At 38.2% G+C, this 22230-nt stretch carries 24 protein-coding genes and 1 other annotated feature; all 24 genes read left to right on the top strand.

Going from position 1 to position 22230, the window contains the following annotated elements; translation table 11 throughout:
- Positions 1-45: 45 nt before the first annotated feature.
- The gene (gene spoVE / locus RCG25_RS18335; protein WP_308080258.1) at positions 46-1146 is read left to right on the top strand and encodes a stage V sporulation protein E; all 1101 of its coding nucleotides are present in this window, start codon (positions 46-48) and stop codon (positions 1144-1146) included.
- A gap of 339 nt (positions 1147-1485) precedes the next feature.
- On the top strand, positions 1486-2589 hold the full coding sequence (gene murG, locus RCG25_RS18330; RefSeq protein ID WP_308080257.1) for an undecaprenyldiphospho-muramoylpentapeptide beta-N-acetylglucosaminyltransferase: 1104 nt from the start codon (positions 1486-1488) through the stop codon (positions 2587-2589).
- A 60-nt stretch (positions 2590-2649) separates the two neighbouring features.
- Positions 2650-3558, top strand: coding sequence for a UDP-N-acetylmuramate dehydrogenase (gene murB, locus RCG25_RS18325; protein WP_308080256.1), 909 nt, complete (start codon positions 2650-2652; stop codon positions 3556-3558).
- Between the two features lie 230 nt (positions 3559-3788).
- On the top strand, positions 3789-4568 hold the full coding sequence (locus tag RCG25_RS18320) for a cell division protein FtsQ/DivIB (RefSeq protein WP_308084218.1): 780 nt from the start codon (positions 3789-3791) through the stop codon (positions 4566-4568).
- Positions 4555-5265: a DUF881 domain-containing protein gene (locus RCG25_RS18315; RefSeq protein WP_308080255.1), complete on the top strand. Its 711-nt coding sequence runs from the start codon at positions 4555-4557 to the stop codon at positions 5263-5265. Before RCG25_RS18320 ends, RCG25_RS18315 begins: the two co-directional genes overlap by 14 nt.
- A 55-nt stretch (positions 5266-5320) precedes the next feature.
- A complete protein-coding gene (locus tag RCG25_RS18310) occupies positions 5321-6052 on the top strand; it encodes a DUF881 domain-containing protein (RefSeq protein WP_308080254.1) in 732 nt (243 codons plus the stop codon).
- Complete coding sequence (locus RCG25_RS18305) at positions 6052-6414, top strand: small basic family protein (RefSeq protein ID WP_308080253.1); 363 nt, start codon at positions 6052-6054, stop codon at positions 6412-6414. The genes RCG25_RS18310 and RCG25_RS18305 overlap by 1 nt, the downstream gene beginning before the upstream one ends.
- Positions 6415-6541: 127 nt before the next feature.
- The gene (gene ftsA / locus RCG25_RS18300; protein WP_308080252.1) at positions 6542-7846 is read left to right on the top strand and encodes a cell division protein FtsA; all 1305 of its coding nucleotides are present in this window, start codon (positions 6542-6544) and stop codon (positions 7844-7846) included.
- A gap of 42 nt (positions 7847-7888) precedes the next feature.
- Positions 7889-9022, top strand: a complete 1134-nt coding sequence (ftsZ, locus tag RCG25_RS18295) for a cell division protein FtsZ (RefSeq protein ID WP_308080251.1) — start codon at positions 7889-7891, stop codon at positions 9020-9022.
- Between the two features lie 420 nt (positions 9023-9442).
- Positions 9443-10381, top strand: a complete 939-nt coding sequence (gene spoIIGA, locus RCG25_RS18290; protein ID WP_308080250.1) for a sigma-E processing peptidase SpoIIGA — start codon at positions 9443-9445, stop codon at positions 10379-10381.
- A gap of 44 nt (positions 10382-10425) precedes the next feature.
- The gene (sigE, locus tag RCG25_RS18285) at positions 10426-11145 is read left to right on the top strand and encodes an RNA polymerase sporulation sigma factor SigE (protein ID WP_308080249.1); all 720 of its coding nucleotides are present in this window, start codon (positions 10426-10428) and stop codon (positions 11143-11145) included.
- Positions 11146-11305: 160 nt separating this feature from the next.
- A complete protein-coding gene (gene sigG / locus RCG25_RS18280; protein WP_040204876.1) occupies positions 11306-12085 on the top strand; it encodes an RNA polymerase sporulation sigma factor SigG in 780 nt (259 codons plus the stop codon).
- A gap of 96 nt (positions 12086-12181) precedes the next feature.
- Positions 12182-12451, top strand: coding sequence for a YlmC/YmxH family sporulation protein (locus RCG25_RS18275; RefSeq protein ID WP_308080248.1), 270 nt, complete (start codon positions 12182-12184; stop codon positions 12449-12451).
- A 69-nt stretch (positions 12452-12520) separates the two neighbouring features.
- Positions 12521-13351 (top strand): peptidoglycan editing factor PgeF, encoded by an 831-nt coding sequence (pgeF, locus tag RCG25_RS18270; protein WP_308080247.1) that lies wholly within the window; start codon positions 12521-12523, stop codon positions 13349-13351.
- Entirely contained in the window at positions 13348-14025 is a 678-nt protein-coding gene (locus RCG25_RS18265; protein ID WP_308080246.1) for a YggS family pyridoxal phosphate-dependent enzyme, read from the top strand. The genes pgeF and RCG25_RS18265 overlap by 4 nt, the downstream gene beginning before the upstream one ends.
- An 11-nt stretch (positions 14026-14036) precedes the next feature.
- Positions 14037-14492, top strand: a complete 456-nt coding sequence (locus RCG25_RS18260) for a cell division protein SepF (RefSeq protein ID WP_308080245.1) — start codon at positions 14037-14039, stop codon at positions 14490-14492.
- 5 nt (positions 14493-14497) lie between these two features.
- The gene (locus tag RCG25_RS18255) at positions 14498-14761 is read left to right on the top strand and encodes a YggT family protein (RefSeq protein WP_308080244.1); all 264 of its coding nucleotides are present in this window, start codon (positions 14498-14500) and stop codon (positions 14759-14761) included.
- Positions 14762-14789: 28 nt separating this feature from the next.
- Complete coding sequence (locus RCG25_RS18250) at positions 14790-15563, top strand: YlmH family RNA-binding protein (protein ID WP_308080243.1); 774 nt, start codon at positions 14790-14792, stop codon at positions 15561-15563.
- Positions 15564-15648: 85 nt separating this feature from the next.
- Positions 15649-16164: a DivIVA domain-containing protein gene (locus tag RCG25_RS18245; protein WP_308080242.1), complete on the top strand. Its 516-nt coding sequence runs from the start codon at positions 15649-15651 to the stop codon at positions 16162-16164.
- 48 nt (positions 16165-16212) lie between these two features.
- Positions 16213-16451 (top strand) — a binding site (T-box leader).
- 75 nt (positions 16452-16526) lie between these two features.
- Positions 16527-19298: an isoleucine--tRNA ligase gene (ileS, locus tag RCG25_RS18240; RefSeq protein ID WP_308080241.1), complete on the top strand. Its 2772-nt coding sequence runs from the start codon at positions 16527-16529 to the stop codon at positions 19296-19298.
- A gap of 158 nt (positions 19299-19456) precedes the next feature.
- Positions 19457-19753, top strand: coding sequence for a hypothetical protein (locus tag RCG25_RS18235; RefSeq protein WP_308080240.1), 297 nt, complete (start codon positions 19457-19459; stop codon positions 19751-19753).
- A 78-nt stretch (positions 19754-19831) separates the two neighbouring features.
- The gene (gene lspA, locus RCG25_RS18230; RefSeq protein WP_308080239.1) at positions 19832-20323 is read left to right on the top strand and encodes a signal peptidase II; all 492 of its coding nucleotides are present in this window, start codon (positions 19832-19834) and stop codon (positions 20321-20323) included.
- Positions 20295-21206, top strand: coding sequence for an RluA family pseudouridine synthase (locus RCG25_RS18225; protein ID WP_308080238.1), 912 nt, complete (start codon positions 20295-20297; stop codon positions 21204-21206). The genes lspA and RCG25_RS18225 overlap by 29 nt, the downstream gene beginning before the upstream one ends.
- Before the next feature lie 370 nt (positions 21207-21576).
- The gene (gene pyrR / locus RCG25_RS18220; protein WP_308080237.1) at positions 21577-22119 is read left to right on the top strand and encodes a bifunctional pyr operon transcriptional regulator/uracil phosphoribosyltransferase PyrR; all 543 of its coding nucleotides are present in this window, start codon (positions 21577-21579) and stop codon (positions 22117-22119) included.
- The last annotated feature ends 111 nt before the right edge of the window (positions 22120-22230 follow it).

Here is a 22230-nt window from a genome sequence, read left to right as displayed (position 1 = left end):
TGTGGTGCTGCTAAGCCCTAAAACTCGTAGTTGAGGTGTATAGTGGTGCCGACAAAGAGAACAACTCCTGATTTTATTTTAATGATTGTAACTTTCACTCTGCTGGCAATAGGGCTAATCATGGTTTACAGCGCAAGTGCGATATGGGCTGAATATAAATTTGACGATTCCTTTTTCTTTGCCAAAAGGCAGACGCTATTTGCCGGAGTCGGAATTGTTGCCATGTTTTTTATCATGAACATTAATTACTGGACGTGGAGAACATGGTCTAAAACTATTTTAATCGTTTGTTTTGTATTATTATTGTTGGTATTAATTCCTGGAATAGGGAATGTACGTAATGGATCTAGGAGCTGGATTGGAGTAGGAGCTTTCTCCATTCAGCCGTCTGAATTTATGAAACTAGCGATGATTGCTTTTTTAGCAAAATATTTGTCTGAGCGGCAAAAGTTGATTACCTCCTTTAAGAAGGGGCTTGTCCCTTCTTTAGGTCTTGCATTTGTAGCCTTTGCGATGATTATGCTTCAACCCGATTTAGGGACAGGAACTGTCATGATGGGGACTTGTATCGTAATGATCTTTATTGCAGGGGCCCGCATTAGTCATTTTGCTTTCTTGGGGTTATTAGGTGTTGCTGGGTTTGTTGGATTAATTGCTTCAGCACCATACAGAATAAAGAGGATTACCTCTTTCTTAGACCCTTGGTCCGATCCTTTAGGGAGTGGATTTCAAATTATTCAATCGCTATACGCCATTGGTCCAGGGGGGCTTTTTGGACTTGGTCTTGGAGAAAGCCGGCAAAAGTTTTTTTACTTACCCGAGCCGCAAACCGATTTTATTTTTGCCATTCTTTCAGAGGAATTAGGATTTATAGGTGGTTCGTTTATTTTATTACTTTTTGCTCTCTTGCTTTGGCGGGGCATTCGAATTGCGCTTGGTGCTCCAGACTTGTATGGAAGCTTTCTAGCTGTTGGAATCATCGCGATGGTCGCCATTCAAGTAATGATTAATATTGGTGTTGTAACGGGACTAATGCCAGTCACAGGAATTACATTACCATTTTTAAGCTATGGAGGCTCCTCGCTAACATTAATGTTAATGGCAATCGGTGTTCTCCTTAATATCAGCCGTTATTCAAGATATTGAAAATGACACCCTGTTCAGTGGCAGGGTTCTTTTTATTTGGCTATGATAAAGCATATTGATGAAATGCACTTAGTTGATTGGAGCGGAAGGTGCGAAGACTCCTGTGGGAGTACGGGTCAGGGGAGACCCCGCAGGCGCAAGCGCCGAGGAGGCTCGCCGAAACGCCCACGGAAAGCGAAGCACCTGGAGCGGAGATCAACGGACTGGTTTAAAAAAGCATTTTATCTAGGGCCTTCTTTACATTTACTTAACAATCTTTTATCATTTGCTTTCTTTCTTCAATTTTTATAGTAATATAGGTATGCAATTAGGTGTTAAATAGTTAATGAGGTGGAAAAGATGAGAATAGCAGTAAGCGGTGGAGGGACTGGCGGTCATATATATCCGGCTCTAGCACTAATTAGAGAAATTCAAAAAGAAAACAAAGACGCAGAGTTTCTATACATAGGTACAACTAATGGTCTAGAAAGTAAAATTGTCCCAAGAGAAAATATAGCATTCCAATCGATTCATATAACTGGTTTTAAACGTAAACTGTCTTTCGAAAATGTAAAAACAGTTTATAGATTCTTAAAAGGTGTGCAAGATAGTAAAAAAATATTAAAAGCATTTAGGCCGGACATTGTCATCGGTACAGGAGGTTACGTGTGTGGCCCAGTCGTTTATGCTGCTGCTAAACTTCGTATACCCACGATTATTCATGAACAAAATAGCGTACCTGGTCTGACAAATAAATTTTTAAGCAGATATGTAAATAAAATTGCAATCTGTTTCGAAGAGGCAAAGGATTATTTCCCTCAGAAAAAGATTGCTTTTACCGGAAATCCTCGAGCGTCAGAGGTCGTAGGTCAGGATGGAATACGTGGCCGACTCTCTGTTAGTCTTAGCACGACAAAGCCTGCTGTATTAATTTTTGGTGGAAGCCGAGGCGCACGTCCAATAAATGAAGCAGTAGTTAAAGCATTGCCTGAGTTTGCAGAAAAAATGTATCAAATTCTTTATGTAACGGGTGATACCCATTTTGAGGATGTAAAAAAGGAAGTAGAGTTAGTTGGAAATCCCAAGAATGTGGTGATCAAACCTTTTATTCATAACATGCCGGAAGTTCTTGCAGGTATTGATTTAGTTGTCTCGAGAGCGGGAGCAACAACACTAGCGGAATTAACCTCCCTTGGAATTCCAAGTATTCTTATTCCAAGTCCATATGTCACAAACAATCATCAAGAAAAGAACGCTAGATCCTTAAGTGATCATGGGGCAGCAGAATTATTGTTAGAAAAAGATTTGACAAGTAAAAGTCTTGTAACACACATTGACCGTATATTATTAGATAATGAGAATTTAACTGAAATGAAAGCAAAAGCTAAAAAAATGGGGGTTCCGGATTCAGCAAGCAAGCTATACTCATTAATGAAAGAACTTGTGGAGACGAATCAAAAGTAGCCCAATTTACTTTAGTGCATAAACTGAACTATTAGCATCTTGGAAAGTTAGGTGGTAAAAATGGACGAAATAATAAAAGAATTACAGACGCTAAATATTGGGAAGGTGAAGGAAAATGAGCTTCTAGCCAACCATACCACTATGAAAATTGGAGGTCCTGCAGACCTTTTTATTGAACCTTCTTCAGTTGAAAATTTAAAAAAAGTAATGTCTGTTATAAATAAGCATGGATTAAATTGGCGAGCGATTGGTCGTGGATCCAATCTTCTTGTATCTGATAAAGGTATTGAAGGAGTCGTAATCAAACTAAGCTCTGGATTAGACCACTTAGAGATCGAAGGGACAACAATTACTGTCGGTGGCGGTCATTCGCTTGTAAGTTTAGCAACACTTATCAGTAAAAAAGGTTTAGCAGGACTCGAGTTTGCTAGTGGTATACCCGGATCAGTTGGTGGAGCAGTTTATATGAACGCTGGTGCACATGGATCAGACATTAGTAAGATCCTAACTAGGGCTCATGTTCTATTTGAAAATGGGTCTATGGAATGGCTATCAAATGAGGAAATGAAATTTTCCTACAGGACCTCTGTATTACAGAACAAACGGCCAGGAGTAGTGGTTGAGTCTGTTTTTGATCTTACAACAGGTGATAGGGCAGCCATTGTGGCACAAATGCAAAAAAACAAGGATTATCGAAAAGAAACGCAACCATGGAATTTCCCTTGTGCTGGTAGTATTTTCCGTAATCCACTTCCTAACTATGCAGGAAAACTTATTGAAGCAGCTGGTCTAAAGGGATTTAGCATGGGTGGAGCAAAAATTTCTGAAATGCACGGTAACTTTATTGTAAATGCTGGGAACGCCACTGCCGCAGATGTCTTAGCCTTAATTCAGCATATTAAGGATACGATTTTTAACCTCTATGGAGTAAAAATGGAAACAGAGGTTGAAATAGTCGGACGTAAATAATCCTTGTATTTATTGTAAGAAATCTCTTACTAATGACAAATATTGTGTTATAATTACTGATAATATTACAGATGGAAACTAGGAAGAAAATGAATGACGGCATGAGTTTTCGTGCCGTTGTTTCACTTTCTATAGATAACGTAGCGGAACTTATAGACATGCTTTATGGGCTTTATAGTGTAGGGCAACCAGCGCCCCCAAGCTAAGGCTTTTCATTTGGAGGAATTATGATGGAAAAAGGTAAAATTGTTGCTCTAGAGGATCGTATTCCTAAGTTAAAGGAGCAAAGACGACGAAAAGCAAACAAAAGGCTGGTGCTCCTGCTATTTTTGTTTTTTACAATGATAGTAATTATCGCTTATACACAATCCCCATTAAGCCATGTAAAGACAATTAGGATAGAAGGCAATGAAGTTTATACTGACTCTGAAATTATTAGCAAAAGTGGTATTTCTAAGACTACGAATATATGGAAAGTCAAGAAGAGTGAGGTTTCTTCGAAATTACAGGGCTTATCCGAAATAAAAGAGGCAGATATAAAGATTCAATGGCCAAACACAGTTCAAATTCAAGTTAGAGAACATAAAAGAATAGCGTATCTTAAACAGGAATCAAACTATTATCCAGTTATGGAAAATGGTAAAATTTTGAAAGATAGAAATGAGGAAAAAATCCCAGTTAATTCTCCAATTCTTTTCGAATTCAAAGAAGGGAAAGCCCTAAACGAAATGGTAAAAGAGTTACAAAATCTCCCGAGTGAAATTTTAAACTCCATTTCTGAAATTCATTATTCTCCGAAAAAAACAGACCAGTATCACATTTCCTTGTTTATGAATGATGGATTTGAGGTAAGTGCAACTCTCAGAAGTTTTTCGGAAAAAATGGTGCATTATCCCTCAATCATTAGCCAATTAGATCCTAATAAAAAAGGGATAATTGATGTGGAAGTAGGCTCTTATTTTAAGGCTTTTGAACCAGAAGTGGAGGAAAAAGAAGTTGAAGAAAATTAAGGTAAGGGGTAAACACGTGATCTTGTCCCTTGTCTGCTTAGTTTTGGGGTTTATGATTGCCTTTTCTTATCATTTGACCCAACTGGAGAATCAAAAAGAAAAGCCTAGTTTGTCAGGCAAACAATATGAAAAAACTCTTGGATTAAGAAATCAATTGATTGCCCAAGAGGAGACAAATCGCAAGCTACAAAAGGAACTAAACCAAAAACAGGACAAGGTATTAAAAAACGAGAAGGATCTTGCTAAAGAAACACAAGTATTTTTAAACCTAGCAGAAGATGCAGAAAAGTACAGGATGTACCTCGGAAAAGTCAAGGTAAAAGGAAAAGGCGTTAAGATTACTTTGACAGATGGTGCCTATGATCCGAAGGAAGATAATGTGAACAATTATCTTGTTCATGAACACCATGTTTTTAAGGTTATTAATGAATTATATATTTCCGGTGCAGCGGCGGTTGCTATTAATGGACAGAGGTTAACAAGTCATTCGTACATTGTTTGCAATGGACCGGTCATTACTGTGGATGGAGTCCCACACCCCGCGCCATTTGTCATTACAGCTATTGGTGACCCAGAAGTATTAACTTCATCATTAAACCTAACAGGTGGAGTAAAAGACCAACTGGTAAACGATAATTTGGTTTTTTCCTTGGAAAAAGAAGATGAAATCGTGTTGAACCCAATATTAGGAAGTTAAGTTGAGGGTAAAATGTGTCCACATGAGGATTAATTTAAAAGGTTAGGTGAAAAAAGTGGACAAGCCGAAGAATTTGAGTTTTACGTTAATTGCTGCTGTGGTTGGTTTTATGATTGCAATTCAATTTCAAACCGTGAAGAAGCCTGAAGAACGTGATACAAGAGATGTTTGGCAGCTCCGTGAGGCATTGCTCAAAGAAAAAGAGCTACAGTCTAACTTATTAAGTGAAATCCGCTCAAATGAAGAAAAACTATCAGCCTATGAATCTAAGCGGAAACAAAGTAAGGAGCAGGTGTTACGGGATACACTTCAGGAGCTAAAAACGGAGGCAGGCTTGACCGAGGTTTCAGGTCCGGGAATCACCTTACATATTGAGCCGGTCATCGAGGATGTACAGCTAGGAACACCTGTGGCAACAACAGTTGTTTCCCCTGAATTGCTTAAAAGACTATTGAATGAACTAAATATGTATGAAGCAAAATATGTTTCCATTGATGGTCAACGAATTATAAATACCACGGTTATTAGGGATATAAATAGGGAAACAAAGATTGATGGTCATACAATTAGGACCCTGCCGGTTGAGGTTAAGGTGGGTGTAGATTCGATGAACAATGCCGAAAAATTATCAAACCAAATGAAGGTTTCAAAGGCTAGAGATGAATTCTTTGCTGAAAGCTTGAGACTCAATGTTTCTTCACCTAGTCCAAATATTACTGTTCCTGCTTATGAGAATCCAATTAGGATTAGGCATATGGAACCGATAAAGGAAGGAGGCGGTTCCTAATGTGGCTTCCGTTAGTGGGACTTGTGATCGGGATCTTCCTTGGACTGTTAACAGAAATAAGTATTCCTGAAGAATACTCAAATTATTTATCAATTGCTGTATTAGCTGCCTTCGACACACTTTTTGGGGGAATAAGGGCTCATTTGCAAAATATTTATGATGAAAAGGTATTTGTATCTGGGTTCTTTTTTAATATAATGCTTGCAGCAAGTTTAGCTTTTCTCGGTGTTCATCTTGGTGTAGACTTGTATTTAGCAGCAGTTTTTGCGTTTGGTGTCAGGTTGTTTCAAAATATCGCCGTTATAAGACGAATATTATTAACAAAATGGTCAACAAACAAAGAAAAAATAGAAAAAAATTGAACTTTTTTAAAGGGAAATATGTAGTTGTGACGAATAATTTTATAAGATATTACTATGAGAATCTATTAATGAACAAAATTGAATTGTTGTTGTTCTACCCAAGGAGATTAAAAGGAGGTGCCAAAGAATGAACAGCAATGAAATATACGTAAGTCTTGACATCGGTACATCCAGTGTAAAAGTTATCATTGGTGAAATGGTCAATGACTCGGGCAAAGACTCGTTAAATATAATTGGTGTTGGCAATGTGAAATCTGAAGGATTACGTAAGGGATCGATTGTTGACATGGACGATACCGTTCATTCTATTAAGAGGGCGATTGAACAGGCAGAAAGAATGATTGGCATGGAGATTAGAGAAGTGGTAGTCGGAATATCAGGTCATAATGTAATGCTTCAGCACTGTCATGGGATTGTCGCTGTATCCAGCCAAAACCGAGAAATTACGAATGAAGATGTCATTCGTGTCATTGAAGCATCACATGTGGGATCCATTCCACCTGAACGAGAAAACATTGGTGTGATTCGAAAACAATTCATTTTAGATGGTAAAGATGAAATTAACGATCCTCGTGGAATGATTGGTGTTCGTCTAGAAATGGATGGTACACTTATTACTGGATCTAAATCTATCATCATAAATACATTACGCTGTGTAGAACGAGCAGGACTTGAGATAGTAGACATTGTTCTTCAGCCGTTAGCTGCAGGAGATTATGCTTTATCCAAAGATGAAAAAAATCTAGGTGTTGCCCTCATCGATATTGGCGGAGGTTCTACTACTATCGCTGTGTTTGAGGAAGGATTTTTAAAGGCGACAAGTGTAATTCCTGTTGGCGGAGATTTATTAACGAACGACCTTTCAAAAGTTTTGCACACCTCAACAGAGGATGCTGAGAAAATTAAGGTTAAATACGGACATGCCTTCTATGATATTGCTTCTGAAGATGAGTTTTTCAGTGTTCCTATTATTGGCAGTGATCAACATCAACAATTTAACCAGCTCTATTTATCTGAAATTATTGAAGCTAGAATGGAAGAAATATTTGAATTAATTGTTAATGAATTGAAGCGTTTAGGTGTAACAGAGTTACCAGGTGGTTTTGTATTAACAGGTGGAACAGCAAAAATGCAAGGGGTATTGGAACTCGCACAGGATATGTTCCAAAATCCTGTTCGCCTTGCGGTACCAGACTATATTGGTGTAAGAGAACCTCAATATACAACGGCGGTTGGTTTAATAAAATATGCTTACAAGAATGGTAGATTACCAGGTGGAAATATTGGTGGTACGGGTGCATCTGTGGTAGCTGAACCAACTGAAAAAAGAACACCAAAACAACAACATCAACCTAAAGCAAAAGTAGAAAAACATCCGGAAGATAAGATGTCATCAAAAGTAAAAAAATTCCTTGGTTACTTTTTCGAATAAACATCCTCGAAAAAGAAAATCGGCGAATTAGGAGGATTTGTCATGTTAGAATTTGATACAAATTTAGATTCTCTTGCAACAATAAAAGTTATCGGGGTTGGCGGCGGAGGAAACAACGCGGTAAACAGAATGATTGAGCATGGCGTTCAAGGTGTTGAATTTATCGCAGTAAACACTGATGCACAAGCCTTAAACCTTTCCAAAGCTGAAGTCAAAATGCAGATTGGTGCGAAATTGACTCGTGGTCTTGGAGCAGGTGCTAATCCAGAGGTTGGTAAAAAGGCCGCAGAAGAAAGTAAGGAACAATTAGAGGAAGCACTTAGAGGTGCTGATATGGTGTTTGTTACTGCTGGTATGGGTGGCGGTACAGGTACTGGTGCAGCACCAGTTATTGCTCAAATTGCTCGTGACCTTGGTGCGTTAACAGTGGGTGTTGTTACACGTCCATTTACTTTTGAAGGTAAAAAACGTTCAAACCAGGCTTCTGGTGGAATTGGATCAATGAAAGAAGCGGTTGATACATTAATCGTCATTCCAAATGACCGCCTTCTGGAAATTGTTGATAAAAGCACTCCAATGCTTGAAGCTTTCCGCGAGGCAGACAATGTTCTTCGTCAAGGGGTTCAAGGTATTTCTGATTTGATCGCTGTTCCTGGATTAATCAATTTAGACTTTGCTGACGTAAAAACGATTATGTCAAATAAAGGCTCTGCCTTAATGGGAATTGGTGTCTCTGCAGGAGAAAACCGTGCAGCAGAGGCAGCAAAGAAAGCAATCAGCTCACCTTTATTAGAAACCTCTATTGATGGGGCTCAGGGTGTTCTAATGAATATTACTGGGGGAACTAACTTAAGTCTTTATGAGGTGCAAGAGGCTGCTGATATTGTTGCAACAGCATCTGACCAAGAAGTGAATATGATTTTCGGTTCCGTAATTAATGAAAACTTGAAAGATGAGATTATTGTAACCGTCATTGCCACTGGTTTTAACGAAGAAGGTTCACAACCAAAAGTAACACGTCCATCCTTTGGACAAGCAAAACCTGCTGTTGGAACTGTTAAGAGAGAGCACAAACGTGAAGAAGCTCCACAAGAACCAGTTCGAAATACGAATGTAGCCCAAGAGGAAACATTAGATATTCCGACATTCCTAAGAAACCGTAACCGTAGAAGATAATCTAAAGCGGTAGCACTATAAAAAACTATTAAAAGCATGGTCCAACCCGGACCATGCTTTTTTTGTAAGGCTGTGTTAAAAACAGGGTTAATTTTTATACTCTGTTGATAGTAGCGGAAGGCACGAAGACTCCTGTGGGAGTATGGTTCAGGGGAGATCCCGCAGGCGCAAGCGCCGAGGAGGCTCGCAGAAACACCCACGAACCGCTCGTGCCTGGAGCGGAAATCAACAGACAAGTTTAACAAAGCTTTTTGTAAAGGTAATCACGCTTATAATGTGACAAAATCCGTAGGGAATAGTGGAAATTTCTGTTTTTTTGATTACAGAAAGTGACACACTTCAGCCATACAAGTACGTTATACTTTTTCGTAAACAGATAGATTACTCACCTTTTGATAGCTGATAAAGGAGGAAGCTTTGTTGACTGTTTATTTAGATGTTATTTGGGCTCTTAATTTGTTCTTTGACAGTCTTCTCCTTTACTTAACTGCTATATTTCTGAAACGAAGAATACATCTTTGGAGGATACTTGCAGGAGGATTTATTGGTTCGTTGATTATTTTATTGTCGTTTACACCTTTAAATGTCTATTCAGGGCATCCAATTTCCAAATTGATTTGTTCCGTTTTTATGGTGTTAATAGCATTTGGATACAAGCGAATGAAATTTTTCCTTAAGGCATTAATGACTCTTTATGTTTCTACGTTTTTAATTGGTGGGGCCTTAACAGGAGCCCATTATTTTATTCAATATGATTCTGAATTAACTACGAAGGTGCTGATGTCGAGTGTAAAGGGTTTTGGTGATCCCGTAAGTTGGCTTTTTGTTCTAATAGGTTTTCCAATCGCCTGGCATTTCTCAAAGAAGAATGTTGAGAGTATGGAAATGACCAAAATTCAATTTGATCAAATAGTCAATGTAAGGTTGAAAATCGAGAACATCAGCTTAGTATTTAAGGGATTAGTGGATAGTGGAAATCAATTGTATGACCCACTGTCAAAGCTACCAGTTATGTTTGTATCAATCAAAAATCAACTAGAAGCCCTTCCTGAACCAATTAGAAAAATAACTCTCGATCCTGAACAACTTATTATGGGTATGGAGGAGTTTCCTACCGAATGGCAAAATCGAATGCGAATTATCCCTTTTAGTGTAGTTGGACAAGAACATCAGCTTATTGTTGCCCTTAAACCAGATTCCATTTTATTCGAGCAAAATGGTGCGCAATATTCTTGTGAGAAGGGTCTTGTATCTTTTACCACACAGAGGCTCTCTCCTGATGATGCTTTCCAGTGTATTGTTCATCCAAAAATGCTTACAGGGGTAAAACAGTCCGGGGAATCAGTGAAAGTAAGTTAATAATACTATACTCAGAAAAACATAATTTAGAAGGAGGAACATGCATGAAAAAATGGAGACTTCGCTTATCCTACTACTGGTATAAAATCTTAATAAAATTGGGCCTAAAAACGGATGAAGTTTTTTATATTGGCGGAAGCGAAGCATTGCCGCCTCCTTTAAGTAAAGATGAAGAAGAAATGTTATTAAGTAAACTTCCTGGTGGAGATAAGGCTGCGAGATCTATGCTAATTGAAAGGAATCTCCGGCTAGTTGTTTATATCGCAAGAAAATTTGAAAATACTGGTATAAATATCGAAGACCTAATTAGTATCGGAACGATTGGTTTAATTAAAGCGGTTAATACCTTTAACCCAGAGAAAAAGATTAAACTTGCTACATACGCCTCAAGATGTATTGAAAATGAAATACTCATGTACTTACGTAGAAATAATAAAATCAGATCTGAAGTATCCTTTGATGAGCCATTAAACATTGATTGGGATGGAAACGAATTATTATTATCTGATGTTCTTGGAACAGATGAAGACATTATTACGAAGGATTTAGAAGCGAATGTAGATAGAAAATTGCTTTCTAAAGCATTACACCAGCTTTCTGATAGGGAAAAGCAAATTATGGAGCTGCGTTTTGGCCTAACGAACGGTGAAGAAAAAACCCAAAAAGATGTTGCAGATATGCTAGGGATTTCACAATCCTACATCTCACGGTTGGAAAAGAGAATTATTAAAAGATTGAGAAAAGAATTCAATAAAATGGTTTAAAAATAAAATATTTTTAAGTTGAAAAAACCCTAGAATTTCCTGTTTAAATTGCAATTTTCGACAAATATGCACATGTCCGAGCTCATGGACATGTGCATATTTTTCCTTCTCAAGGAGATACTGTTTTTTGTACAGCAGCTCCTGTGAGGAGGGAAAAGGATTGACTCGAAATAAGGTTGAAATTTGCGGTGTAGATACATCTAAACTTCCTGTGTTAAAGAACGAAGAAATGAGAATACTCTTCAAGCAAATGCAAGAGGGCGATATTAGCGCCAGAGAAAAGCTTGTTAACGGAAACTTACGGCTCGTATTAAGTGTTATTCAACGGTTTAATAACCGTGGCGAGTTTGTTGACGACTTGTTTCAGGTTGGCTGTATTGGACTAATGAAATCAATTGATAACTTTGATTTAGGTCAAAATGTAAAGTTTTCCACTTATGCCGTACCAATGATTATTGGTGAAATACGAAGGTACTTACGTGATAATAACCCAATTCGTGTATCTCGTTCCTTAAGAGACATTGCCTATAAGGCACTTCAGGTTAGGGAACGATTAATGAGCGAAACCTCACGTGAACCAACTGCTGAAGAAATCGCAAAGGTCTTAGAAGTACCACATGAAGAAATCGTATTCGCCTTGGATGCTATTCAAGATCCAGTATCCTTGTTTGAGCCAATATATAATGATGGCGGCGATCCAATTTATGTAATGGACCAGTTAAGCGATGAAAAAAATAAAGATATTCATTGGATTGAAGAAATAGCTTTAAAAGAAGGTATGCGCCGTTTAAACGAACGTGAAAAACTAATTTTACGAAAGCGTTTTTTTCAGGGAAAAACGCAAATGGAAGTTGCTGATGAAATAGGGATCTCCCAAGCGCAGGTTTCACGTTTAGAGAAAGCTGCCATTCGACAAATGAATAAGAATATTCAAAGTTAAAGCTGTCCTAAGGGGCAGCTTTATTTTTGCTTTTTAAAATAAAATCTTCCATGTACACATATATTCTTTATAGTAATAAAACTGGGAGTGGTGTATGTGTTCAAGATTTCCGAATTCCAGATAAAAGATGTTGTAAATGTATCAGATGGTAAAAGGCTTGGTAATATTGGTGATATTGAGATTAATCTAACGACCGGTAAAATTGAAGCTGTTGTGATTTCCGGCAGTGGAAGGGTACTTGGCTTTTTTGGGAAAGATGAAGATATTGTTATTCCATGGAGAAATATTATTAAAATTGGTCAGGACGTTATTTTGGTTAGATATAAAGGAATAGAAGGGAAGATAGCGGAAGAAACAGAGGTTTGACCTTATGGTTTTGCGGTGACCAATTTTTCTTTTCATGGTAAACTAAAGAAAAACATTTGAGGTATTGTAATGGAACCCTTTGTTTTAAAAAATCAATCCTATTTAACAATTGATAACTGGATTCAACAATTTCCTGGACTGAATGTAGGTTTTACAACAAAACTCGGGGGAACGAGCGAAAGCTATTTCGAATCGCTCAACCTTGGCTTTCATGTGGGTGATGTTGTTAACGATGTATGCAAAAATAGACATATAGTAGCTGAACAATTAGAGGTTCCTCTAGACAATTGGGTGGGTGCGGAACAAACACATGACATTATTATTAGGAGTATTTCTAAAGCTGACCGTGGTAGGGGCTCCAATTCCTATGAACATTCGTTTAAAGGCACGGATGGTTTTTATACAAATGAAGAGGGCATTCTGTTAACTCTTTGCTTTGCTGACTGTGTCCCTCTTTTTTTTATTGCGCCTGAACAGAGGATGATTGGCACCGCTCACGCTGGTTGGAAAGGGACAGTTGGCCAAATTGCTAAAGAGATGATTACAGCTTGGGGTAACGAAGGGGTCAAGCCTGATCAGATTTTTGTTGCAATAGGCCCATCTATTTGTGAAAAATGTTATATTGTAGATGAACGAATTATTAAGCTAGTAGAAAATACACTAGAAGGCAGGGAAAGTTTACCCTATAATTTAGTGTCAGAAGGGCAGTTTTCCTTAGATTTACGCGAAGTAAACAGGCAAATCCTTTTGACTTCAGGAGTTCCGGATAGAAATATTCTTCTTACGAAATATTGCACTAGTTGTAATCAAGAGGAGTTTTTCTCTCACCGCCGTGACCAAGGAAAAACTGGCAGAATGTTAAGCTTTATTGGTTGGAAGGAGACAGCAAATCGTTTATGAGAGTAGCAGATAATTTAATTCAAATTAAACAGCAAATAAATGAGGCATGCATAAAAGGAAACCGGAATCCTGATGATGTGAAATTAATTGCAGTAACTAAATATGTAAGTATAGAACGCGCGCAAGAGGCCCTGGAAGCAGGTGTGAAACATCTAGGTGAAAACCGTGATGAAGCCCTGCTTGCTAAATGGGAAGTAATAAAGGACAAGCCTAGCTGGCATTTTATAGGGTCTTTACAAAAGAGAAAAGTTAAAAACATAATTGATAAATTGGAGTATATTCATTCTTTAGACCGATTATCACTAGCTGAAGAAATCAACAAAAGAGCGAAACAAAAAATAAAATGTCTAGTTCAGGTAAATATTTCTGGGGAAGAGTCTAAACACGGACTAACTTCAGAAGAAGCGATTGTTTTTATTGAGTCACTTCGTCCATATGAAAATATCAGTGTCGAAGGTCTAATGACAATGGCACCATTCACGAAAGAGGAACATGTTATTCGTGATTGTTTTCGCAAACTAAGAGAACTTCGCGATCAAGTACAAGCTTTACATTTATCTTTTGCACCTTGTACAGAGCTATCAATGGGAATGTCTAATGATTTTCAGATAGCAATTGAAGAGGGTGCAACAATGATTAGAATTGGAACAGCACTTGTCGGTGAAGAAGGTTAGGAGAGAAAAAAATGACGATTAAATCAAAACTTAAAACATTTTTCTTTTTAGATGACGGATATGATGAAAACGATGACGAGTATGTTGAAAAAGAGGAGCCTAAAAAGCAAAAGCAACAACAGCCTGTTAAATCCCAAAACGTTGTTAGCTTGCAAAGTGTTCAAAAAACGGTAACTCCTACAAAGGGATCTAAGGTAATTTTATTGGAACCACGTACATACTCTGAGTCCACTGAAATTGCTGACCATTTAAAAAGTAGACGTGCTGTTGTAGTCAATTTACAGCGGATTGATAATGAACAGGGCCGACAAATTATTGATTTTCTAAGTGGAGTTGTATACGCCATTGGTGGGGACATCCAAAAAATTGGCTTGAGTATTTTTTTATGTACACCTGATAATGTAGAAGTTTCAGGGAATATTTCTGATCTTATACAGGACCCAGATAACCAAAGTGCGAGGTGGTAATGTAAATGGCAGTAGTTTTTGGTCTTTTACAACAAATAATTCAACTCTATTCATGGGCATTAATCATTTACATCTTAATGTCTTGGTTTCCAAATGCAAGAGAGACAAGTATAGGACGAATATTAGCGAGAATTTGTGAACCCTATCTTGAACCCTTTAGGAAAATTATCCCACCAATTGGTATGATGGATATTTCTCCAATCGTTGCATTTCTAGTTCTAAACTTTGCTACCAAGGGGCTACATAGTGTTTATCTGTGGCTTGTTTAAATTTTGATACTAGGTTGTGTTTTAATAAATGAACATTTATCAACATTTTCGACCAGAAGAACGGGACTTTATTGACCAAGTATTACATTGGAAAGACCAGGTCGAATCACAGTACTCCCCTAAGCTGACCGATTTCCTTGACCCGAGGGAACAACATATTCTTAAGCTTTTAATTGGTGAAAATAATGATGTGAAGGTTCAGCTTTTTGGTGGAAGTCTTGAAGGTGAGCGGAAAAGAGCATTCATCTACCCAGATTACTTGACCGTTATGGAAGAGGATTTTCAAATAACCCTTTTTGAGGTCCATTATCCAACCAAGTTTGTCACTCTTGAACACAGGCAGGTCTTGGGGACACTTATGTCTTTAGGACTTAAGCGGGGGAAATTTGGAGACATTCTCATGAAGGATGGCCAGGTTCAATTTTTTGCTGCGAAGGAAATAAGTACGTATATTCAAACTAATATTGAATCTATTGGCAAGGCTGGAGTAAGATTAGTTGAAACAGCTATCGACAATCAGATTTCAGCGGATAAGTTATGGGAAGAAAATGATCTAACTGTATCTTCTTTGAGACTGGATACGGTTATTTCTGGTATTTATCATCTATCAAGGCAAAAATCGCAAACCTTTATACAACAAGGGCTTGTAAAGGTGAATTGGACACTTACTGAAAATCCTTCCTTCGAATGTGAAGAAGGTGATATGATTTCAGTCCGTGGATATGGTAGGTCGAAAATTATCAGGATTGAGGGAAAGACCAAAAAAGATAAATGGCGAATGATTGTCGGAAAGCAAAAATAATTCAATTTTAAAGCAGGAATTTCGAAAAACATGTCGAATATTTGCTAATACATATAGATGTACAGATTGTATGGAGGTGGCATCAATGCCGTTAACGCCGTTAGATATTCATAATAAAGAGTTTAATAAAGGGTTTCGCGGATATGACGAAGATGAAGTAAATGAATTTCTTGATCAGGTCATTAAGGATTATGAATTAGTCCTAAGAGAGAAAAAGGAAATGGAAGAACGTTTAAATGAAATGAAAGACCGTCTTGGCCATTTTGTGAACATAGAAGATACCCTAAACAAGTCTATTGTTATTGCCCAAGAAGCGGGTGAAGAAGTTAAGCGCAATGCTCAAAAAGAAGCAAAGCTAATCATTAAAGAGGCTGAAAAAAATGCGGATCGAATTGTCAATGAGTCCCTTTCTAAAGCTAGAAAAATTGCGCTTGAAATTGAGGATTTAAAGAAACAATCAAAGGTTTTCCGTACGCGTTTTAAAATGTTGATTGAGGCACAGCTTGATATGTTGAATACGGATGATTGGGATCATTTATTAGAGTATGAAGTAGATGCAACAGAATTAAAAATTCATCAAGAAGAAGATTCATTAACTTGACGAATTCGGATTTTTTAGCATATAATTTTTAGATAGTTGTATAGATTGGCAATGACGATGACAGGGACAGTACAATTTTTCATTGGCTTAGATAGCGAGTCGGGGATGGTGTAAGCCCGATAAGGCTGAAAAATTGGAAGATCACCCTTGAGTTCCGGACCGAACCCCTTTAGTTGGGCAGTAGGCTCAGGCGTGTTATTCACGTTACGAATGCTTAAGAGGATAGTACGTACCGGTATTATCTATCAGGGTGGTACCGCGGGAATAAAAACCTTCTCGTCCCTATTTTGGGATGAGAGGGTTTTTTTTATTTGTCTATTGGCTATTCTGTTATATGAAGAGGATATCAGGAGGAAGAAAAAATGGAATATAAAGATACGTTATTAATGCCGCAAACTGAGTTTCCGATGCGGGGCAATCTTCCCCAAAGAGAGCCTGAGATTCAGGCTAAATGGGAAGAAATGAAGATTTATCAGAAAGTGCAGGAACGGACAAACGGCCGTCCAATGTTTGTATTACATGATGGACCTCCATATGCTAACGGCGATATTCATATGGGCCATGCACTAAATAAAATTCTAAAAGATATGATTGTTCGTTATAAATCAATGAGCGGATTTCATGCTCCTTACGTACCTGGTTGGGATACACATGGCCTTCCAATTGAGCAGGCATTAACAAATAAAGGTGTAAAGCGGAAGGAAATGACGGTAGCAGAATTCCGTCAGCTATGTACCAAATATGCACTTGAGCAGGTTGATAATCAGCGTACACAATTTAAGCGTCTTGGTGTTCGTGGTGATTGGGAAAATCCATATATTACTTTAAAACCTGAATACGAAGCACAACAAATTAAAGTATTTGGTGAAATGGCGAAAAAAGGCTATATTTACAAAGGAAAAAAGCCAGTTTATTGGTCACCATCTAGTGAATCAGCCTTAGCTGAAGCGGAAATTGAATATCAAGACAAACGTTCAGCTTCCATTTATGTTGGTTTTAAGGTAAAGGACGGCAAGGGTGTACTTGATACTGATACGCAAATCATCATTTGGACCACTACACCATGGACGATTCCAGCGAATCTTGGGATTTCTGTTCATCCTGACCTAACCTATGTGATTGTATCTGCAAATGGAAGTAAGTACCTCGTTGCTGAAGCACTTTTAGAAGCAGTAACAAAAGAAATCGGCTGGGAAGATACTACAGTTGTTCAAAAAGTGAAGGGTGCTGAATTAGAATATATTGTCGCAGCACACCCATTATATGACCGTGATTCGTTAGTGATGTTGGGTGAACACGTAACCACTGATGCAGGTACTGGCTGTGTTCATACCGCTCCTGGACATGGGGAAGATGACTTTTATGTTGGTCAGAAATATGGATTAGACGTTCTTTGTCCAGTAGATGACAAAGGTGTGATGACAAGTGAGGCACCGGGTTTCGAAGGCTTATTTTATGATACTGCTAATAAGCCGATTGCACAGGCTTTAGAAGAAGCAGGTGCACTGTTGAAATTATCATTTATCACTCACTCGTATCCACATGATTGGAGAACAAAGAAGCCAGTAATTTTCCGTGCTACTGCCCAATGGTTCGCTTCTATTAAAGACTTCCGTGAAGATTTGTTAGAAGCAGTTAAGGAAACGAAATGGGTTCCTGCTTGGGGCGAGACACGACTGTTTAATATGGTTCGTGACCGTGGTGACTGGTGTATTTCTCGTCAGCGCGTTTGGGGTGTACCAATTCCAGTTTTCTATGCAGAAAATGGTGAAGAGATTATTACTGACGAAACGATTAATCATGTATCTGAATTATTCCGCGCACATGGATCTAATATTTGGTTCGAAAAAGAAGCTAAAGAATTACTTCCGGAAGGCTTTACTCACCCAGGAAGTCCAAATGGAATCTTTACTAAAGAAACTGATATTATGGATGTTTGGTTTGATTCTGGTTCTTCCCATCAAGCGGTTCTTCTAGAAAGAGAAGATTTAGTCCGCCCAGCAGATCTTTATTTAGAAGGATCTGACCAATACCGTGGCTGGTTTAACTCATCCCTATCCACTGCAGTTGCTGTATCTGGCAAAGCTCCATATAAAGGAGTCTTGAGCCATGGTTTCGCGCTTGATGGTGAAGGTAGAAAAATGAGTAAATCAATAGGTAATGTGGTTGTACCTGCGAAGGTTATGAATCAGTTAGGAGCAGATATTTTACGACTATGGGTTGCCTCTGTTGATTATCAGGCAGATGTTCGTGTTTCCGATGCGATTCTTAAGCAGGTTGCTGAGGTATATCGTAAAATCCGTAATACCTTCCGTTTCTTACTTGGAAACTTAGCTGACTTTAATCCATCAACAGATGCGGTTGCCTATGAAAACCTGCGTGAAGTTGACCAATTTATGCTTGTTAAATTAAATAAGCTAATTAAATATGTTCGCCAAGCTTATGAAAACTATGAGTTTGCAGGCATTTATCATGCTGTAAATAATTTCTGTACTTTAGACTTAAGTGCATTCTACCTAGACTTTGCAAAGGATGTCCTTTATATTGAAGCGGCAGATAATCATGAACGCAGAGCCATTCAAACGGTATTATACGAGTCACTGCTTGCGCTAACAAAATTAGTATCACCTATTCTCTCTCATACAGCTGATGAAGTGTGGAAATTTATCCCTGCAGTTGAAGAAGAAAGTGTTCAATTGACTGATCTTCCAGAGTATAAGGAACTTGCAGGTGCGAAGGCTTTAGAGGAAAAATGGACGGCATTTATGAAGCTTCGTGATGATGTCTTAAAAGCACTAGAAGAAGCTAGAAATCAAAAAGTGATTGGTAAGTCATTAACAGCAAAAATCACCTTATATGTTAATGATAAATCAAAGGCTCTGTTAGATTCGATTGAAGAAAACATGAAGCAATTGTTTATTGTTTCTGGTTTTGAAGTGGCTGGAACTTATGAGGAAGCCCCTGAAAATGCCCTTAAGCTTGAGGGAGCAGCTATTGTTGTAACAAAAGCTGAGGGAGAAACATGTGAGCGATGCTGGATTGTAACACCTGAAGTAGGTCAGGATCCAGAGCACAAAACCCTATGCCCACGATGTGCAGAAGTAGTAAAAGAAAACTATACACACTTAGCTTAATAAAAAATGAAGGCCCCATGCAGAAATGCAGGGGGCTTTTTACTATTATTTAAATTTTCCCTTTTTCGTTAATTGTTGTTGCCGTTGTCAAATGTTTTCCGGGGTCATTTGTAGGTTAAGGGAAATAATAAAACAAATGATTCACGGAGGTAACAACTATGAATGCCACGCAGGAAAAGCTGTTTTTAGAACTCCGTCAAACAAGAAAAGAAATCGAACATTCACTAAGGAACAAGAAGCGGCAGGAGTGGTTAACAGCCATTCTAGAAGAAGAACTAGCAGACATTAACACAGCAATTCACAAATTTAAAGCTGGAAATTTTGGTCAATGTGAAATTTCAGGTGAACTAATCCCTGATGATTTATTATCCATGATACCTACACTTAAGTCACTGGAGGATTCACAATATTTGCAAACGTATTATAAAAAATCAATTTCAACCTCTTTTTTATGATGTTACATTGTCGTTTCGCGAAAAAGTATGCTAAAATGCTTAAGAAGTAAGTCAGTTTAGGCTTGGGGGTATTTCTTAGTGTTTTATTACTTAATCGCACTTTTTGTTATTTTATTAGATCAAATTACAAAATGGTTAATAGTAAGCAAAATGAACTTAGGTGACAGTATTCCTATCATTGATAATATTTTGTATATTACTTCACACCGTAATCGTGGTGCTGCTTGGGGAATTTTACAGGGGCAAATGTGGTTATTTTATGTTATTACAATTATTGTCATTGTCGCGATCATGTATTACATGCAGAAAGCAGCAAAAGGAAAATGGTTATTAGGTGTATCCTTAGCCTTAATGTTAGGCGGAGCAATCGGAAATTTCATTGACCGGGTTGTTCGCAAAGAAGTGGTGGACTTTATTCACACCTATATCTTTACCTACAATTTTCCAGTGTTTAATATTGCTGACTCTGCTTTAGTCGTTGGTGTTGTTGTATTAATGATTCAGATGCTGCGTGAAGAGAGAGAATCAAAGGAGAAATTACATGGAGAAAATGGAACACACCATACTTGAAGAGCAAAAAGGTGACCGTATAGACAAGGTTATTTCAAGCCTCAATGAAGAATGGTCAAGATCGCAAGTTCAGATATGGATTAAAGATGGGAATGTCCTCGTAAATGGGCAAACCATTAAAACTAATTATAAATGTAGTCTTAACGATAGGATTGAAATTACTATTCCTGACCCAGAAGAGTTGGATGTCCTGCCTGAGGATTTAGGGTTAGATATTTATTTCGAAGATAGTGATGTATTAGTTGTTAATAAGCCTAGAGGGATGGTAGTTCATCCTGCGCCTGGACACGTGGCAGGAACATTAGTAAATGGCTTAATGTTTCACTGTAAGGACTTGTCAGGGATTAATGGTGTCCTTAGGCCTGGAATTGTTCATCGAATCGATAAAGATACCACAGGTCTTTTAATGGTTGCTAAAAATGATATGGCCCATGAAAGTCTTGTCAATCAGCTGGTTGAAAAGACGGTTACTCGTAAATATAAAGCGATTGTACATGGTGTGATTCCGCACGACTTTGGTACCATTGATGCCCCGCTAGGCAGAGATCCTAAAGAGCGCCAAAGTATGACGGTTGTTGATAAAGGAAAGCATGCAGTTACACATTTTCATGTTATTGAACGGTTTAAGGACTTTACCTTTGTGGAATGTCAATTAGAAACAGGTAGAACTCATCAAATTCGTGTTCATATGAAATATATTGGTTATCCACTTGCAGGTGATCCAAAATATGGACCGAAAAAAACGCTTAATATAGACGGACAAGCTCTTCATGCTGGCATTCTTGGATTTACACATCCTAGAACAAACGAGTATTTAGAATTTGAAGCCCCGCTTCCTGAAGATTTTGAGCAACTTCTTGTGAATTTACGAAATAAACATTGACGCTTGTATGAAAATCAAGTAAGATGACTATAGTTAAATAAGCCCTTTAATTCGGTCCCGTGAGGCTGAGAAGGAACGGTTAATGATGTAGGTTTACTATGCCTATATCTAAGAAAGTAACTCGTCAACCTCTCGCCAAAACCGGTGAGAGGTTTTTTATTTTAAGGCTGGGTTAAAGAACATTGTGATTTTATTCCCTATTGATTGGAGTGGAAGGCGCGAAGACTCCTGTGGGAGTATGGTTCAGGGGAGACCCCGCAGGCGCTAGCGCCGAGGAGGCTCGCCGAAACACCCACGGAAAGCGAAGCGCCTGGAATGGAAATCAACAGACAAGTTTAACAAAGCCTATTTTAATAAAAGAAGGTGTCACATGAATCAAAAAGCAATCGTTCTTGATGAACAAGCAATAGGGAGAGCACTTACACGGATTGCACACCAAATTATTGAAAAAAACAAAGGTATCGAAGAATGTATCCTTGTAGGAATTCGTACAAGAGGCATTTACTTAGCAAAAAGACTTGCTTCAAGAATTGAAGAAATCGAAGGTAATCCGATTCCAGTTGGTGAGATCGATATCACCCTTTATCGGGATGATTTATCGAAGAAAACCGAAAATCAAGAACCACTTGTTAAAGGCTCTGATATACCGGTTAATATTAGTGATAAGAAAGTCATACTTGTAGATGATGTTTTATATACAGGGAGAACCGTAAGAGCGGGTCTAGATGCTTTGATGGACATTGGACGTCCTGGGGCCATCCAGCTTGCGGTGTTAGTAGATAGGGGACATCGTGAACTTCCCATTCGAGCAGATTATGTTGGGAAGAATGTTCCAACATCAAGCGAGGAAAAGATTGTAGTTGAATTAGCAGAAGTAGATAAGATAGATCAAGTAAGCATTTTTGACAAATAAATAGCACCCTTTTTAAAGGCAGTCCTGTGAGGCTGACAAAGGGGAAAATGCCGGTAACCATTTTATTTCGGCATATCCATACCCTCTTTGTACCCGCAGTGGCAAAGAGGG

The organism is Neobacillus sp. PS2-9 (genome assembly GCF_030915525.1).
In the GTDB taxonomy this organism is placed as follows: domain Bacteria; phylum Bacillota; class Bacilli; order Bacillales; family Cytobacillaceae; genus Neobacillus.
Note: the sequence above shows the minus strand (reverse complement) of the source record. Positions and strands in the feature narration are given on the sequence as shown.